The sequence below is a fragment of the Ectothiorhodospira sp. 9100 genome, from assembly GCF_022227565.1.
GTDB classification, from domain to species: domain Bacteria; phylum Pseudomonadota; class Gammaproteobacteria; order Ectothiorhodospirales; family Ectothiorhodospiraceae; genus Ectothiorhodospira; species Ectothiorhodospira marina.
Genome location: NZ_JAJNAN010000001.1, coordinates 26,852 through 41,576 on the forward strand (window position 1 = coordinate 26,852; position 14,725 = coordinate 41,576).

Below are 14,725 nucleotides of genomic sequence, written 5' to 3' on the forward strand. Positions count from 1 at the left end.
GCGCTGCGGGGAGGCCAGTGTGGAAAGGGCAGGGATCATACACAGGCCATAGGGTTTTGGCCAGCTTGTCAAGCCCTGAGGGTGGGGGCAATCGAGTCGCGGACACAAAAAAGCAGAGGGGGGCTGGTCAGCGCCAGCCCCCCTCTGCTTGATACCGCTACTTCAGTGGTGCAGCGGAAAACGCCTTCTTAGTAGAAGGGTCTCCACAGGTACACCAAGAAGTGAGCAGCAGCAGCCAGCACCATGAACACGGTGAAGGTGGTCTTGAACTGCTCGTGGAATTCTTTTGCCTGCTCTTCGGTCAGACCGGAAATGCTGTCGTTCATGATAAATATCCTCTCATTAGGATGAAAGTCAGACTGGAACTTGCTCAGAGCCCGGAATTACTCGGAAGCCTCAGCAGCCACTTCAGCGGACGCATCATAGGTCAGCGGGTTGTAGTTGTCGTTGGCGTACACGAAGGCATGCACGGCCAGGGCGACAACCAGCACGGCCATCAGGATGGGCATCAGCCAGGTGCCAGGATTCACGACCAACCACAGCTTCCAGTCGTCCTTGGGGTTGCTTGGCTTGCTTGCTCTGTATTCGCTCATTGATATCACCCTCTCGGTTAAAAACCAGGCCTCTCGCCAAGACCCGGAGCATGGAAAACTTCATGACAGGTGTCGCTGGTCCCAGCGGGCTGCCTGTCGTGTTGGGTGTGAGTCTACGTTGACAGGGTTTAATGTCAAGGAGGCAGAACACACCGCTTTCGTGAATGGATGGGAAACTTGAGCAGGATCAGGTTTGTTCCCTGAGAGGGCTTGCGAGCGCGGTTACATGCATGGGCGCCGGTCATGTAGCATCCCACACTCCCCCTGACTCCCACACAGGAATGTCCAGCCTGATGTCCACGCCCGGCCGCATCGACCAGCAAGGAGACCGCCTGCAAATCGTGGGCAACTGGGTACTGGCTCATTACCGTGACCTGCGAGACCAGGTGAGGCAGTCGGCTCGGAAGGGGGGCGACGGCACGGTGAGTCTGGAGGGCCTGGAGGATCTGGACACCGCCGGGGCCGCCCTGCTGGTGGAATTGCTGGGGGCGGCGCGTGTGGAGGCATTGGCCTCCGAGGCGGATTATCTGCCCCGTGAGCGACAGGCGCTGCTGGAGACGGTGGCCCGCGCCATGGGAGCTACCCGCCCACCTGACACCCCCCCGTGGCGACCGATCCACGACTTTCTGGCCGGGACGGGAGAGCGGGTAGAGGCGCTGTGGCATCAGCAGCGAATGCTCATGGGCTTCATCGGCATGACGCTGGTGACCATCCTGCACCTGCTACCCCGCCCGCATCGCTGGCGTTTGACCGCCCTGGTGGCGCATCTTCACCAGACAGGCTTCAATGCCGTGCCCATTGTGGCCCTGCTGACCTTTCTGGTGGGTGCCGTCGTGGCCTTTTTGGGGGCCACGGTGCTTGAGGAGTTCGGGGCGACCATCTACACGGTAGACTTGGTGGCCTATTCCTTCCTGCGGGAATTTGGCGTGTTGCTGGCCGCCATCCTCCTGGCAGGTCGCACCGCCAGTGCCTTTACCGCGCAGATTGGCTCCATGAAGGCCAACGAGGAGATCGATGCCATTCGCACCCAGGGACTGAGTCCCATGGAGCTGCTGGTGGTTCCCAGGGTCATGGCCATGATGTTCACCCTGCCGCTGCTCACCTTCATTGGCATGATGAGCGGCATCATGGGCGGAGCGGTGGTCTGCAGCCTCTCGCTGGATATCCCATTCAACCAGTTCTTCGCTATCCTGGAGCGGGATATTCCTCTCCAGCATTTCCTGGTGGGGATGGCCAAGGCCCCGGTATTCGCCTTTCTGATCGCCGTGATTGGCTGCCTGGAGGGTTTCAAGGTGAGCGGTAGCGCCCAATCCGTGGGTGAGCACACCACCTCCAGCGTTGTGCAGTCCATCTTTATTGTCATTCTCATGGACGCGCTGGCGGCCTTGTTCTTCATGGAGATGGGCTGGTGACGGACGATCCAGGTAGACAGACCCCACTGATCCGCGTGCGAGGACTGCAGAACCGATTTGGCAGCCTGGTGGTGCATGAGGGGCTGGACCTGGATATCCGCCGTGGCGAAATCCTGGGTGTCGTGGGCGGGTCGGGAACGGGTAAGTCGGTGCTCCTGCGCAGCATTGTCGGGCTCATGCGGCCCTCGTCGGGTTGCATCGAAGTGTTCGGGAAGGATCTGCAAAACCTACCCGAGCAGGAACGCTCTCAGCTGGAGCGGCGCTTTGGCGTACTGTTTCAGGGGGGCGCCCTATTCACTTCGCTGAATCTGCAGGAGAACATCGCCCTGCCGTTGATGGAGCATGCGGACCTGTCCCGGAAGGATGCGGAATATCTGGCGCGGATCAAACTGGCTTTGGCAGGACTGCCGGGTGAGGCTGCGCTTAAATATCCGGCCGAACTCTCCGGTGGTATGGTCAAGCGGGCCGCGCTGGCCCGGGCCCTGGCTCTGGATCCTGAGGTTCTGTTTCTAGACGAACCCACTGCCGGGCTCGACCCCATCGGTGCCGCCGCTTTTGATCGGCTCATCATGACCTTGCGCAACGCCCTGGGGCTGAGCGTGTTTCTGGTAACCCACGACCTGGACACGCTTTACACCAGTTGTGACCGAGTGGCAGTGATCTCGCAGCGTAAGGTGCTGGTGGCGGATCGTCTGGAGGTGGTGGAGAACACCGATGATGAATGGATTCGTGACTATTTCCATGGCCCTCGTGGCCGGGCTGCCCGCAAGGCGGCGGATGTTTTGGAGAATCGCTGATCATGGAACCCCGAGCCCATCATGTGCTGATCGGATTATTCACCCTGCTCACGTTCCTGGGGGCGCTGGCATTCGGACTGTGGCTGCACAAAGCCACCTCCGACCGGGAGTATGATTACTACGAGATCATTTTCACACGGGCGGTGAGTGGCCTGTCCGAGGGGAATATGGTGCAGTTCAGCGGCATCCGTGTCGGAGATGTGGTGAATCTGAGGCTGGCGCCTGATAATCCCAATGAAGTACGGGTGCTGGTTCGGGTGGACAGCGAGATTCCGGTGTATGCCGACACGCGGGCCACGCTCAAGCTGGTGAACATCACTGGCGCCATGAGCGTGCAACTCTACGGCGGCACGCCGGACGGCCCCCAGCTGGAGGGCACTCGCTCAAGTCCGCCGCGGATTGAGGGGGATCCTTCGCCACTGAACACCTTGCTGGATGAAAGTGAGACTCTCATTGAGGCCGTGGGGCAGTTGCTGCACAACGCCAATCGGTTGGTCTCCACACACAACGCCGATGCGGTCACGCGTATCCTGGATGATGTGGAGCAAGTGACCTCTGCCCTGGCGGGCCAGAGCGATGACCTGGTGGAGGCCATGAAGGCCATCTCACAAGCCAGCCTGCAGGCTGAACAGACCCTGGTATCCCTGCAACGACTGGGTGATGAGGCCCACACCCTGCTGGGCGGGGAGGGCAAGGCGATACTGAAGCATGCTCGCAGCACCATGGAGTCATTAGAGGCCACCACCACGCGTGTGGAGGGCCTGTTAGCCACCCATGAAGACTCGCTGGGTCAGGGATTGCAGTCATTTGGTGAGCTGGATCCGGCCTTGCGAGAGTTTGAAAGCACCCTGAGCAATCTCAATCGCGTGATCCGTCGACTCGAAGACAACCCCACCCGCTTCCTGCTGGGTCAGGACAGTATTCAGGAGTTCAACCCGTGATGTCCCGACTCTTCCTTGTGCTCGTGCTGTCCCTGTGGCTTTTGGGGTTGTCCGGCTGCACCCTGTTGCCCGAACAGACACCGCAACGGGTGTTCCTTCTGTCGCCCCCCGAGCAGGATCCGTTGCCTGCGGTGGTGCAGGACACGGTGCTCAGGGTGGAAACGCCCGAGGCAGCGTTCCCGCTGACCACTTCCCGCATCCTCGTGTTGCCTACCGGCAAGGAGATCAGCTTCTATGGGGGTGCCCGCTGGGCAGACCGCACGCCGTCCCTGGTGGCGGCCTATCTGGTAGAGGCCCTGCGTCAGGACGGCCGCGTGGCTTCGGTGATCAGTGATTCCAGCCCTGCCCGCAGCCAAGTCTCTCTGGTGATGCAACTGGGCGCCCTGCAGAGTGAATATGTCTCGGAGGCCACTGGCCACCCCAAGGCCGTTGTTCGCATGGATGTGCAACTCATGGAAGATGCCAGCCGCAATATCCTCGCCAACCGGCGCTTCCAGTTCCATCAGCCCAGCGAGAGTGAAGATATCGAGGCAGTGGTGGATGCGATGAACCAGGCCATGGAGGCCCTGAGTCAGGACGTGGTGGATTGGGTGGTGGGGCAGTTGGCGCCGGGTGAATAAGTCGGTTCCTGATGACCCCCGATTTTCAAAATGGGCTACAGATGGGCTACGGCTTTACCGGGCGGCCATCAGCGATCTGGAAAAGGGGGGGGCAGTCGGCCAGGCTGGCGTGGGGCGGAAGGCGCGTTGGTTCAAGAAATTGCTTATGAATCAAGTTTTTGAAAAAGGATTTGACACCCGACAGGCAGCCTGTATAATGCCCCACTCGAACACGACAGGCGCGTAGCTCAGCTGGTTAGAGCACTACCTTGACATGGTAGGGGTCGTTGGTTCGAGTCCAATCGCGCCTACCACGTTCCTGTATTTACACAAAAAGGCCCCATCCACTGAAGGATGGGGCCTTTTTGTGTGCGCTAAATCCGTTATTCTGGCCCTGTAATCCCGTATGCAGAGGGGGATGAGATGGATGTCCATCAGGCGAGTATCACGATCAGCACCCGCGGTCGGGAACAGTTGGAGATGACGGCGGCGGTGTGCGTATCCAGTAACAGAATCATGACCGATCGTCACCATCGAAGATCTTGGCGATCTCGTCGCTGCCCATGGTGTCGAAATCGTTCGGAATCTGAAAGGCACCCTTGAGAAAGCCAAGACGACGGGCTTTGCTGGCCGGTGGAGTGTCGATGGGCGTGAGTTTGGCGATGGGGTGGCCCGCCTTGGCAATGATCACGGTTTCCCCCATCGCTGCGCGCGCCAAAAGTCGGGAGAGCTGGGTTTTGGCTTCATGGATATTGACCGTATCCATGCGGGCATCCTCATCTTGTTTAGCTAGACTGAGTGAGTCTAGTCTTTTTGAAGGGTGGTCACCCCTGGAGAGATTCCCGCGGGAGCGGCCCTCGGCCGTGAAAAGCGGAAGGCACTCATATCGTTTCCCTGTACGGGCTACTGCGTGCCCCGTCGTCACGATGCTGCCAAAAGGTCCTGCCCAAACATATCCCGAGCCGTCCGGATGCCCCGCAGGTACTGACACTGCCTTCGCGCCGCCAGATCCACCAGGCTCGCCGGTGCCCCGATGGCCGAGCCAAAGGAATGGAACAGATCGAATGAGTGCGCGATAAAGGCCTCAGTTCCCATACCCATGCGCGCCAGCAGTTTCGGTTTGCCTTCCGGTATGCGTCCCCGTTTGGTGGGGTGAACGCAGCGGCCCAGGGTCTGCGTGAGTTCCACATAATCCGGCCATGAGAAGGGAATACCCGCCTCGAATCGGCCCGTGCCGTCAAAAGGCATCAGCGGGGCCGGCTGCAACGACCGCAGCACACGCTCCTCGCGCAGGACCTCACTATTGAAGATGCCACTGATGATGGCAGGGTCTGTGGGGGCGTCTGTGTTGGTTTTGTGAAGGAGGGGAGGGCGGTCATCCTCGCGCTCGGGCAATGCCTCACCCACCTGGGTGGCCGTGGTCTCTTCCTGAGGTTGGCTCAATCTTCGAGCGATGGAGGTGTGCGTGCTGTCCTCCAGGCCCTCACACACACCCGCCCGAACCGGATTCAGATCCACATAACTCATGGCCGCCAGCAACGCCTGTTCGTCCAGCAGCGCCTGACTCTTGAAGCGACCCTCCCAGAACCGCCCCCGGACCTTGTCTTCCGCGTTTGCCCGGCGGGCAATGGACTCGTTCAAGACCCGCATGAACCAGGAAAGATCATGCAACCGGCCGCGGTACTCATCGGCATATTCCTCGGCCCGCGCCACCTCAGCCGCCGAAAGCGTCTCCCGGGCCTCCGACAGGTAGCGCTGCACCACCTCCGGGCCGCTGAACAGGCGCGTCCAGCGTGACAGCACCTCCCTGGCATCCCAGTGCCTGGACCGCTGAGCATCCACCCGCAGCACCAGATGGTAGTGGTTGCTCATGACTGCGTAGGCGGCCACATCAATGGCAAACACGGAGGCCAGCCCCAGGGCGCGATCCTCTATCCACCCGCGCCGATGCTCATAGTTGTTGCCGGTGACTGAATCCTGGCCACAGAGAAACGCCCGGCGCACGCAGCGGGACACCACGTGATACCAGGGCGTGTCATCGAGGCAGATTTGGGAGGCGCGGGGTTGGGTCATGGGGAGAGCTTAGTGGGGTGGTGGGTCGGAGTCAACAAAGTGGGTGTCCTATGATAAAAAATCAATACCAGGATAGAGACGTAAGCTGCGTCCTGAAACACTCAAACAAAATCTATACTGTCAACCTTGCCAGGGCAATCATGGGGGTCTACGTTTGCGGTTTGGATCCCATTCTGGCCCCAGGAATATTATTGAGGAGCACTGCTTTGGATCGATTCGGCAACGCACGGGTACTGGTTGTGGCTGGCTCTGACTCGGGGGGCGGGGCGGGTATTCAGGCAGACCTCAAGACCATCATGGCGCTGGGCGGATATGCCAGCACCGCAATCACCGCCTTGACAGCTCAGAACACCCTGAGGGTGCAGGGTGTGCATCCCGTTCCTGTGGAGTTTGTCCGTGAGCAGATGCAGGTGGTGCTAGAGGACATCGGCGCGGACTGCATCAAGACCGGTATGCTGCAGGACCGGGCAGTCATTGATGCCGTGGTGGCCGAACTGAAGGCCCGGGCTCCAGGCCTGGATGTGGTCGTGGACCCGGTCATGGTAGCCAAGAGCGGTGATCAGTTAATCAGTGATGATGCCGTCAGCCACCTGCGATCCGTTTTGCTGCCCAGAGCGAAGATCCTTACCCCCAATCTGCCCGAGGCAGAGGTATTACTGGGTCAATCCATTCGTGGATTGGAGGCCATGCGTCACGCGGCCATGGCATTGCGGGCACTGGGACCTGAGCACGTACTGCTCAAGGGTGGACACCAGCAGGGTGAGATGATCAGCGACTGCCTGGCCTCGGCCGACGGCGTGGAGGTATTCACGAGCATCCGTCTGGACACCCGGTGCAACAATGGCACGGGTTGCACCCTGGCCAGTGCGGTGGCGGCCGGCCTGGCCCACGGGCTCACGGTTCGCGAGGCCGTGCTGCAGGCACAAAAATACTTGTTCGAGGGCTTGCGTTCAGCCCGGCGACTGGGGGAGGGGGCCGGCCCGGTCAATCACGGCTTCAACGTGAGATATCCGTAGCCTGAGCGTGTAGCCACCTACGCTGAACACTGCGCGGGCCGGAAAAGGATTCAATCATTTTACTCATCCCGGGTTCTGCTCAGTCCCGGTGGAGACATCAGGGTGTGGGTCTTGTGGTCGTACCGTCCCTTGAGCTCGTCCTTGATGGTACCTGACCACATGGGAACACCAACAAAATAACCGGCACGCCCGATCAGATGGGCCGCCACCGGACCGGTGAGCACCAGAAACACGATGATGGCCGCCGCCTTGGCCGCTACCGCCACATCTCCGAAGGATTCCAGCCCCACGGCAATCATTAAAAGTCCACCGCCCAGGGCGCCGGCCTTGGTGGTGGCATGCAGCCGGATGGGCAGATCCGGCATCCTCAGCAATCCTAGTGCCGCCACGAAAATGAAACCGACTCCAGCCAGCAGGAAAAAACTGATCAGGATCTCCATGAGCAGTTCAGTCACCATCCTGGCTACCCCCCTTGGCAATCAGACGGGCAAACCCCACGGCAGCCAGAAACGCCGTCAGGGCCAACACCATAGCCACATCCAGGAAGGCCGTGACCCCGCTGGACAAGGTGTATACCGCAATAAAGCCCACCGTCAGGGTGGCCAGCATTTCCAGGGCCACCACCCGGTCCGGCAGGCTGGGACCCAGTACCAGGCGGAAGAAGATCAGTACCAAGGAAACCCCCAGCACCGTATAGGCAATAAAAATAGAGAACTCCAGCATGATGGTCCTCGCTGCGAATACTTGAACGCTTGCCAGACCCCGGGCGGCTCATCGCAGCACCTCCAGGGCTCGATATTCCATGTAGCGAATATTCTCAATGACCGATTGTTCGTCCTCCAAGTACATCACATGGATATACAGCACTTTACGGTCACTGGATACATCCAGGCTCAGGGTGCCCGGGGTCAGGGAAATCAGATTGGCAACCACGGTGATTTCCCCATCCGTCCTTGCCTCCAGCGGAAATGCGATCACACCCGGCTTCATGTAATACGTCGGCGTGAGCACGTCATAAGCCACCTTGAGATTGGAGCGGATCAGTTCCTTGATGAAAAAGCCGATGAAACGAATCGCCTTGGGAATCTTGCCTGCATAGGTGGAAAAATCGGCCTGATCCCGCAGGGCGGAGCCCAGAATCAGATAACCCAGCACCAGGCCAATGAACAGGTTGGTACCCGTGAAGCTGCCGGTAAGCCCCATCCAGACCAGAGCCAGCAGAATGTTCGAGGTCAGCGGACCGATCATTTCCGTTCCCCCAGGACTGCATCAATGTACAGACTTGGATTTAGCAATTGGTGGGCTGCCGCATCCGCCAAACGGTAGATGGGCTCCGCTCCCAGACCAATGAACACCGTCAATGCCGCCATCCCGGTGATGGTCAGATAGAGCACGCCAGAACCCGCACTGCCATGGGCCGAACGATTGGCATGCTCCTCCGGCTGAGCCTTCCAGAACACCTCGGCCCAGATCTTCATCATGGAGTATAGGGTCAGCAAACCCACTACCAGAGCCACACCTACGATCCACCAGGCCTCAGCTTCCACGCCAGCACGGATAAGGATGAACTTGGCAAAGAAGCCTGATAATGGCGGCATCCCAGCCAGTGAGAGGGCTGGCACCAGGAACAGGAGGGCCAGCATGGGATGGGAACGGTACATGCCACCCAGCTCCTTGAGCTCGTAGGTACCTTTGATCTGGTACACCAGGCCACTGACCAGGAACAAATTCGCCTTCACGAGGATGTGGTGCATGATGTAGAAGACGCCGCCGACGATCGCCAGGGGCGTAAACAGCGCCAGTCCCATGATCATGTAACCGATCTGGCTGATGATGTGGAACGAGAGAATACGCCGGAATTCATACTGGGCCGCCGCACCCAGCACCCCTGTCAGCATGGTGGCGGCAGCTACCCACAACAGAATGCCGTGAGTGTAGTCCACGTCCTGTGTGAAGATGAGGGTAAACACCCGAAACAGGGCATAGACGCCCACCTTGGTCAGCAGGGCCGCGAACAGGGCCGAGACGGCCACCTGCGGAGTGTGATACGAGGCTGGCAACCAGAAGAAGAAAGGGAAAGCCCCTGCCTTGATGCCGAAAGACACCAGGAACAGCATGGCAATCACGGTAATAATACCCGGATCCTCTGCGACACTGAGCTTTTCGGCAATATCCGCCATGTTCAGGGTGCCCGTAAGGCCATAGAGGAGACCGATGGCGGACAGGAGTATGGCCGAGGAGACCAGGTTCAGGGTCACGTATTTGATGGCACCTTCCATCTGCGCACGCTCGCCCCCCAGGATCAGCAGGGCAAAAGAGGCCACCAGCATCACTTCGAACCACACATAGAGGTTGAAGATATCGCCCGTGAGGAAGGCCCCGTTCACCCCTGCCAGCAGCAGGTGCAGCAGCGGATAGTAGCCGAAGGCCTCGTGGCGCCTGCTCATGGAGGTCAGGGAATAGACCGCCGTGGCAAAACCACTGATGCCCGCCAGCAACACCATGATGGCTCCCAGCAGATCCGATACCAGCACGATGCCAAACGGGGCCTGCCAGTTGCCCATGTGCATGACCAGGATACCGTCCTGCCAGGTGGCCGCCAGCAACCACAGCGCAGACAGCAGCATGAGACCGGTTCCAGTCACAGTGACCACCCGCTGGGCGATCCGCCAGCGCCAGAGGGTCAGTGTCAGGGCACCGAAGACCAGGGGAATGATGACGGGTAGGGCAACCTCTAGCCTCATGTGTCTGTATCCTTCATCTGGTCCATATCATCGGCCTTGACCACCTCATAGGCACGGTGGATCAGCACCACCGCAAAGGCCAGTACTCCGAAACCAATCACGATAGCGGTCAGGATCAGGGCCTGGGCCAGGGGGTCTGCCACCACGCCCGTCGGCTGAGTGGCCCCTTCAGGCACCAGAGGAGGGGCGCCGCGCAACAAGCCAGCCTGGGTGAACAGCAACAGGTTGGCTGCGTTGGATAGCAACACCAGACCGATCACCAGCTTGACGATGGAGCGGCGCAGCATCATGTAGATGGCGGCGGAGAACAGGCCACCCACGGTGAATGCCATCAATGTTTCCATGGGCGATCTCCCACGAAGCACCCGTCCGCAGCCGCACTCCTGAGTGCGGACCGCGGGCTCAAGCGCTCCGGACGCGTCTTTTGGGTACGACGTTTCAAGAACATGTCATTCGCCTTGAGTGCGTGAGGTCCCTGGAAGGGGGATTCAATGTCACCCACCACCGTGGTGGCGATCAGTCTTCCCCTCGGCCTCAGCCAGAGACAGCAGGATCAGCAGGACCGCGCCGATCACCACCAGATACACCCCGACATCGAACAACAATGGAGTGCCTACCTTGAGCTCCCCTAGCAGAGGCAGCTTCAATTCCAGCCACTGGGAGGTAAAGAAGGGTTGACCCAAAAACACGGCCGGCACCCCGGAGATCACCCCGACCAGCAGACCCCAGCCCATCAGATCTCGAGGTTCAAAGCGCAATACCCGCTTGGCACTGCGGACATCCACAGCGAACATGTACAGGGCAACGGCGGAGGCCGCCACCAGGCCGGCAATGAACCCGCCACCCGGCTCGTTATGGCCACGCAGGAGAAGGAACACAGAGAAGACCAGGAGCAGCGGCAGCAGAAAATGGGCCGCCGTGCGCAGGATCAGCGATTGCAGGGCGAACTGTGAGTTCATGCTCTTTTGTCCTCCGCACGGAACTTGATCATGGCATAGACCCCGACAGCAGCCAGGGCCAGTACCACGATCTCACCCAGGGTATCCAGGGCGCGGAAATCCACCAGGATGACGTTGACGATATTACGGCCGTAGCCGGATGGCTGGCTTTCCTGGATGAAATAGTCGGAAATGCTGTCGGCATATTGAGTAGTGCTGGCGGCCAGCTTGAGCACGGCCATCATGGTCCCCACGGCCAGAGCGATGAGGGCATCCCGGATACGCAAAGCCATTGGCGTCAGCCCCAGGAAGCCGGGCAAGCGGAACAGCACCAGAACCAGCATGATGACGGTCAGGGTCTCCACCAGCACCTGGGTAATCCCCACGTCGGCGGCGCTGAACAGCACGTAGATCAGGGCGACACAGAAACCCACCGCGCCTAGAGACGCCACGGCACCCAGGCGCGAGCGGGTGGTCACCGACACCAGGGCCGCCATCAGCAGTACCGCGACGATGAAGGCCTCGTGCACCAGGATGCCGGATAGATCCAGGTCGATGTTCACATCGGTACGCGTGAACAGGGTCACCATGACCAGGCCCACCGTGGAGACCAGGATGGTGAGCAGGTAATAGCGCAGATACCCGTTCTGCAGCACCCGGGTCTGCCACTCGGACAGCCACACCATGCCGGACATGGACTTCTCGTAAGCGGCCTCCGGTCCGTAGCGATTGACCACCTCCATGAACCCGGTGAACCGGCGGAAGCGTTCCCAGTTGAGATACAGCAGCAGGCCCAGCGCCAGACTCACCCCACTCAGCAGCAGAGGCAGGTTGAAGCCGTGCCAGAGCGACAGATAGGGCGATATCGGCGCGCCATAGACTGCCGCCGCGGCCCAGGAGATCAGACCCTGGTCCACCCACCCGGCACCCAACCCGAACAGGAGTCCCAGGGAGGCCAGGACCACCGGGCCTGACAGGAGGGCCGGCGGCGCCTCATGGGCCGGCCTTTTGGGCGTATCGGCCCGGGGGCCATACCAGGGCCGAATGCCGATGATGGCCGCCACGGCCACCACCATCATGGCGGATACCACAGCCAGGATACTGAGCAATCCGGCCAGTGCCGGTGCCTCCAGCACTGCTTCGAACAGCAATTCCTTGGCCACGAAGCCCAACGCAGGCAGCACACCCGCCAGGGACAGGGCGGCCAGACCGGCAAAGGCCGTGGTCACCGGCAGCGCCCGGCGCAACCCCCCGGTCTGGAGGATGTCTTTGCAGCCCGCCTCATGATCCAGGATGCCCGCCACCAGGAACAGCGCCCCCTTGTAGAGAGAGTGAGCCAGCAGGAAGGCCATCGCCGCCAGCATGGCGGTCTCGCTACCGACACCGATGAGCATGGTGAGAGTGCCCAGGGCCATGACCGTGGAGTAGGCCAGGAGCTGCTTGATGCCGGTGGAGCGTAGCGACAGGAATACCCCGACGAACATGGTGACGGCTCCAAACAGTCCCAGCAGCAGCATCCACGCCTCGGTACCGCCCAGGGACGGGTTCAGACGGGCCATGAGATACACTCCGGCCTTGACCATGGTGGCGGAGTGCAGGTAGGCGGAGACCGGGGTCGGTGCCGCCATGGCATTGGGCAACCAGAAATGGAATGGATACTGAGCCGACTTGGTGAAGCACCCCAGCAGCACCAGGAGCAGGATGCCCAGATACCAGTCATGCTCGCGGAAGATGTCCCCGGAGGTGAGAAGCTCGTGCAGCTCGTAGCTGCCCCCCACCAGGGCCATCATGATCAGTCCGGTGAGCAGGGCCAGCCCGCCGGCCACGGTGACGAACAGCCCCTGCAAGGCCGACTTGCGGGCCTTGGCGTCCTCATGGTTGTAGCCGATGAGCAGATAGGACGTGATGCTGGTGAGCTCCCAGAACACGAACAGGGAGATCAGGTTGCTGGACAGCACCAGCCCCAGCATGGAGGCCATGAAGGCAAGGATCAGGACATAAAAGCGCCCCAGGTCCCGATGGCCTTCCAGATAACGCCCGGCGTAGGCCACGACGAAGAAACCGATCCCCGAAATCAGGAGGGCAAAGAGCAGGCTGAGGCCGTCGACGAGAAAGGAAAGCTGGATGCCGAGATTGGGAATCCAGTCGTATTCCAGGATGACCCGTCCACCTTCGGCCTCTCCCAGGCCAGGCAGAAAAGAAACGAAGTAGACGAACAACGTCGCAGGCAAGGTGGCCAACACCCAGCCCCCGTGGCGACCCAGCCCTCGATGCACCCACGGTGCAACCGCAGCAATCACGAATCCGGATAGGACGGCAAGCAGCACCCCCATTTCCCCCAAGTCGCCCTGACAGTTGTTCCTTGAGACGCTCGGCCTGGGACAAATGTTCCCTGGCATCGGTGCGACTCATCAACGTGTCAGTTGTAAAAGAAACCTTAATCCTTCATAAAAACAAGTAACTTATGGCGAAAATACAGAAATTGATTGAGAACAAATTCACGGAGGATAAGGGACTTGGGGAGCAACTCTCAACCAAAAGCTCGGATAGCACTCCTGAAGGCTATTTTTCATCGACTTAGCGCTGCCATTGCCATCCCATCGGAAGAGTGCCACGTGGAACACCTCGTGTCTGCTAATCTTCAGCAACAAGACAACCAGGGGCGTGGCTCAGGTGAAACACATCACGTTGATCCAGGGGCATCCAGACCCGGCGGGCGGACATTTTTGCCACAAGCTGGCCGATGCCTACCTTCAGGGCGCCGCGACATCAGGACATGCGATAGAGGTCATCAACGTGGCACAATTGGAGTTCCCCTTGCTGCGCAGTCAGGCAGAGTTTCATGGTGGACCGGTTCCCAGCGACATTGCCCGGGCGCAAACGGCCCTGGCCAATGCCGAACACCTGGTGTTCATTTATCCGATCTGGATGGGTACCATGCCCGCATTACTCAAGGGGTTTCTTGAGCAGGCCTTCCGTCCGGGGGTTGCCGTCAATGAACTGGGGGATGAACGATGCAGCAAGACAGAAATGGCTTCACAAAATGGAGAAACAAGGGCGTGCAGGTTACTGAAAAAAAAATGTTTCCACGTTTTAAGTTCCTGGGGTTGATGGGGCTGCTGCTGATCCTGGGGGCCTGTGATCGTCACGATGGGGATGCCCGCCACCATGGCGTGTGGGACGTGGACAACTTTTCCGCACCGGAGACCGCCGAAATGTCCCCGGAAGAGGCTGAGCGCATGCTGGGTGCCCGCGCTGTCTACACACGTCACATCGCCCGTTTTCACGACATGCAGTGCCTGAAGCCCAGCTATGAGCACCAATCACTTGATGTCGAGAGGTTTACAGAAGATTTCGGGATGGAACCAGGTCAGGTGGGGTTGCTGGATGACAATATCACCCGCATCGACATCACCTGCCACGACAACCCGATGGAGCGGGGCAGCATTCTTTTCATCAAGGATGAGGACACGCTGATCACTCTCTGGGAAGGCGTGTTTTTCCAGATGCATCGCAGCAGTGGCAGTCCGATGCCGGCACGCTAGCCAGCGGTCATGACGCAAAAAAAACGCCCCCACCCGGAAAGCCCGAGTGGGGGCGTTTTTTTTGCTG

General features: G+C 59.9%; 18 protein-coding genes and 1 tRNA gene. 8 read left to right on the forward strand and 11 right to left on the reverse strand.

Annotated elements, in window-relative coordinates; translation table 11 throughout:
• Positions 1-188 precede the first annotated feature (188 nt).
• Both pufB and pufA read right to left on the reverse strand, forming a co-directional pair.
• Positions 189-326: a light-harvesting antenna LH1, beta subunit gene (gene pufB, locus LPW29_RS00115; RefSeq protein ID WP_025281777.1), complete on the reverse strand. Its 138-nt coding sequence runs from the start codon at positions 324-326 to the stop codon at positions 189-191.
• A 57-nt stretch (positions 327-383) separates the two neighbouring features.
• Complete coding sequence (gene pufA, locus LPW29_RS00120; RefSeq protein WP_238626321.1) at positions 384-593, reverse strand: light-harvesting antenna LH1, alpha subunit; 210 nt, start codon at positions 591-593, stop codon at positions 384-386.
• Between the two features lie 293 nt (positions 594-886).
• Here pufA and LPW29_RS00125 point away from each other — a divergent pair, with 293 nt between their 5' ends.
• The 5 genes from LPW29_RS00125 to LPW29_RS00145 all read left to right on the forward strand — a co-directional run bounded on the left by LPW29_RS00125 (position 887) and on the right by LPW29_RS00145 (position 4,656).
• Positions 887-2,005: an ABC transporter permease gene (locus LPW29_RS00125; RefSeq protein WP_238626322.1), complete on the forward strand. Its 1,119-nt coding sequence runs from the start codon at positions 887-889 to the stop codon at positions 2,003-2,005.
• Entirely contained in the window at positions 2,002-2,802 is an 801-nt protein-coding gene (locus LPW29_RS00130) for an ABC transporter ATP-binding protein (protein ID WP_238626323.1), read from the forward strand. Before LPW29_RS00125 ends, LPW29_RS00130 begins: the two co-directional genes overlap by 4 nt.
• Positions 2,803-2,804: 2 nt before the next feature.
• Positions 2,805-3,743 (forward strand): MlaD family protein, encoded by a 939-nt coding sequence (locus LPW29_RS00135; protein ID WP_238626324.1) that lies wholly within the window; start codon positions 2,805-2,807, stop codon positions 3,741-3,743.
• Positions 3,743-4,363, forward strand: a complete 621-nt coding sequence (locus LPW29_RS00140) for an ABC-type transport auxiliary lipoprotein family protein (RefSeq protein ID WP_238626325.1) — start codon at positions 3,743-3,745, stop codon at positions 4,361-4,363. Before LPW29_RS00135 ends, LPW29_RS00140 begins: the two co-directional genes overlap by 1 nt.
• Before the next feature lie 216 nt (positions 4,364-4,579).
• Positions 4,580-4,656 (forward strand) — tRNA-Val (locus tag LPW29_RS00145).
• A gap of 200 nt (positions 4,657-4,856) precedes the next feature.
• Here LPW29_RS00145 and LPW29_RS00150 read toward each other — a convergent pair.
• Positions 4,857-5,108, reverse strand: coding sequence for a type II toxin-antitoxin system Phd/YefM family antitoxin (locus tag LPW29_RS00150; RefSeq protein ID WP_238626326.1), 252 nt, complete (start codon positions 5,106-5,108; stop codon positions 4,857-4,859).
• Positions 5,109-5,263: 155 nt separating this feature from the next.
• The gene (locus LPW29_RS00155) at positions 5,264-6,415 is read right to left on the reverse strand and encodes a transposase (protein WP_238626327.1); all 1,152 of its coding nucleotides are present in this window, start codon (positions 6,413-6,415) and stop codon (positions 5,264-5,266) included.
• Positions 6,416-6,621: 206 nt separating this feature from the next.
• On the opposite strand from LPW29_RS00155, the gene thiD reads away from it, so the two are divergent.
• Positions 6,622-7,431 carry a bifunctional hydroxymethylpyrimidine kinase/phosphomethylpyrimidine kinase gene (gene thiD / locus LPW29_RS00160; protein ID WP_238626328.1) on the forward strand — a complete coding sequence of 270 codons (810 nt, stop codon included), beginning with the start codon at positions 6,622-6,624 and terminating at the stop codon, positions 7,429-7,431.
• Between the two features lie 59 nt (positions 7,432-7,490).
• Here the strand turns inward: thiD and mnhG are convergent, their stop codons facing one another.
• The 7 genes from mnhG to LPW29_RS00195 form a co-directional block, all read right to left on the reverse strand.
• Positions 7,491-7,889, reverse strand: coding sequence for a monovalent cation/H(+) antiporter subunit G (mnhG, locus tag LPW29_RS00165; RefSeq protein ID WP_238626329.1), 399 nt, complete (start codon positions 7,887-7,889; stop codon positions 7,491-7,493).
• Positions 7,879-8,154 (reverse strand): cation:proton antiporter, encoded by a 276-nt coding sequence (locus LPW29_RS00170; RefSeq protein WP_090255335.1) that lies wholly within the window; start codon positions 8,152-8,154, stop codon positions 7,879-7,881. The genes mnhG and LPW29_RS00170 overlap by 11 nt, the downstream gene beginning before the upstream one ends.
• Before the next feature lie 48 nt (positions 8,155-8,202).
• On the reverse strand, positions 8,203-8,679 hold the full coding sequence (locus LPW29_RS00175; protein ID WP_238626330.1) for a Na+/H+ antiporter subunit E: 477 nt from the start codon (positions 8,677-8,679) through the stop codon (positions 8,203-8,205).
• Positions 8,676-10,175, reverse strand: a complete 1,500-nt coding sequence (locus LPW29_RS00180) for a Na+/H+ antiporter subunit D (RefSeq protein WP_238626331.1) — start codon at positions 10,173-10,175, stop codon at positions 8,676-8,678. Before LPW29_RS00180 ends, LPW29_RS00175 begins: the two co-directional genes overlap by 4 nt.
• A complete protein-coding gene (locus tag LPW29_RS00185) occupies positions 10,172-10,519 on the reverse strand; it encodes a Na+/H+ antiporter subunit C (RefSeq protein WP_238626332.1) in 348 nt (115 codons plus the stop codon). Before LPW29_RS00185 ends, LPW29_RS00180 begins: the two co-directional genes overlap by 4 nt.
• Positions 10,520-10,669: 150 nt before the next feature.
• Positions 10,670-11,134, reverse strand: coding sequence for a Na+/H+ antiporter subunit B (locus LPW29_RS00190; RefSeq protein ID WP_238626333.1), 465 nt, complete (start codon positions 11,132-11,134; stop codon positions 10,670-10,672).
• The gene (locus tag LPW29_RS00195) at positions 11,131-13,440 is read right to left on the reverse strand and encodes a putative monovalent cation/H+ antiporter subunit A (RefSeq protein ID WP_238626334.1); all 2,310 of its coding nucleotides are present in this window, start codon (positions 13,438-13,440) and stop codon (positions 11,131-11,133) included. Before LPW29_RS00195 ends, LPW29_RS00190 begins: the two co-directional genes overlap by 4 nt.
• Positions 13,441-13,786: 346 nt before the next feature.
• Here LPW29_RS00195 and LPW29_RS00200 point away from each other — a divergent pair, with 346 nt between their 5' ends.
• Together LPW29_RS00200 and LPW29_RS00205 are read left to right on the forward strand one after the other, a co-directional pair.
• Positions 13,787-14,224, forward strand: coding sequence for an NAD(P)H-dependent oxidoreductase (locus LPW29_RS00200; protein WP_370642807.1), 438 nt, complete (start codon positions 13,787-13,789; stop codon positions 14,222-14,224).
• Complete coding sequence (locus LPW29_RS00205; RefSeq protein ID WP_238626336.1) at positions 14,194-14,658, forward strand: hypothetical protein; 465 nt, start codon at positions 14,194-14,196, stop codon at positions 14,656-14,658. The genes LPW29_RS00200 and LPW29_RS00205 overlap by 31 nt, the downstream gene beginning before the upstream one ends.
• The last annotated feature ends 67 nt before the right edge of the window (positions 14,659-14,725 follow it).

Coding starts and splice junctions, on each gene's coding strand:
- mnhG (WP_238626329.1), bottom strand. CDS start 7,889: ATGGTGACTGAACTGCTCATGGAGATCCTGATCAGTTTTTTCCTGCTG.
- LPW29_RS00155 (WP_238626327.1), bottom strand. CDS start 6,415: ATGACCCAACCCCGCGCCTCCCAAATCTGCCTCGATGACACGCCCTGG.
- LPW29_RS00135 (WP_238626324.1), top strand. CDS start 2,805: ATGGAACCCCGAGCCCATCATGTGCTGATCGGATTATTCACCCTGCTC.
- LPW29_RS00205 (WP_238626336.1), top strand. CDS start 14,194: ATGTTTCCACGTTTTAAGTTCCTGGGGTTGATGGGGCTGCTGCTGATC.
- LPW29_RS00125 (WP_238626322.1), top strand. CDS start 887: ATGTCCACGCCCGGCCGCATCGACCAGCAAGGAGACCGCCTGCAAATC.
- pufA (WP_238626321.1), bottom strand. CDS start 593: ATGAGCGAATACAGAGCAAGCAAGCCAAGCAACCCCAAGGACGACTGG.
- pufB (WP_025281777.1), bottom strand. CDS start 326: ATGAACGACAGCATTTCCGGTCTGACCGAAGAGCAGGCAAAAGAATTC.
- LPW29_RS00180 (WP_238626331.1), bottom strand. CDS start 10,175: ATGAGGCTAGAGGTTGCCCTACCCGTCATCATTCCCCTGGTCTTCGGT.
- LPW29_RS00140 (WP_238626325.1), top strand. CDS start 3,743: ATGTCCCGACTCTTCCTTGTGCTCGTGCTGTCCCTGTGGCTTTTGGGG.
- LPW29_RS00170 (WP_090255335.1), bottom strand. CDS start 8,154: ATGCTGGAGTTCTCTATTTTTATTGCCTATACGGTGCTGGGGGTTTCC.
- LPW29_RS00175 (WP_238626330.1), bottom strand. CDS start 8,679: ATGATCGGTCCGCTGACCTCGAACATTCTGCTGGCTCTGGTCTGGATG.
- LPW29_RS00190 (WP_238626333.1), bottom strand. CDS start 11,134: ATGAACTCACAGTTCGCCCTGCAATCGCTGATCCTGCGCACGGCGGCC.
- LPW29_RS00150 (WP_238626326.1), bottom strand. CDS start 5,108: ATGGATACGGTCAATATCCATGAAGCCAAAACCCAGCTCTCCCGACTT.
- LPW29_RS00185 (WP_238626332.1), bottom strand. CDS start 10,519: ATGGAAACATTGATGGCATTCACCGTGGGTGGCCTGTTCTCCGCCGCC.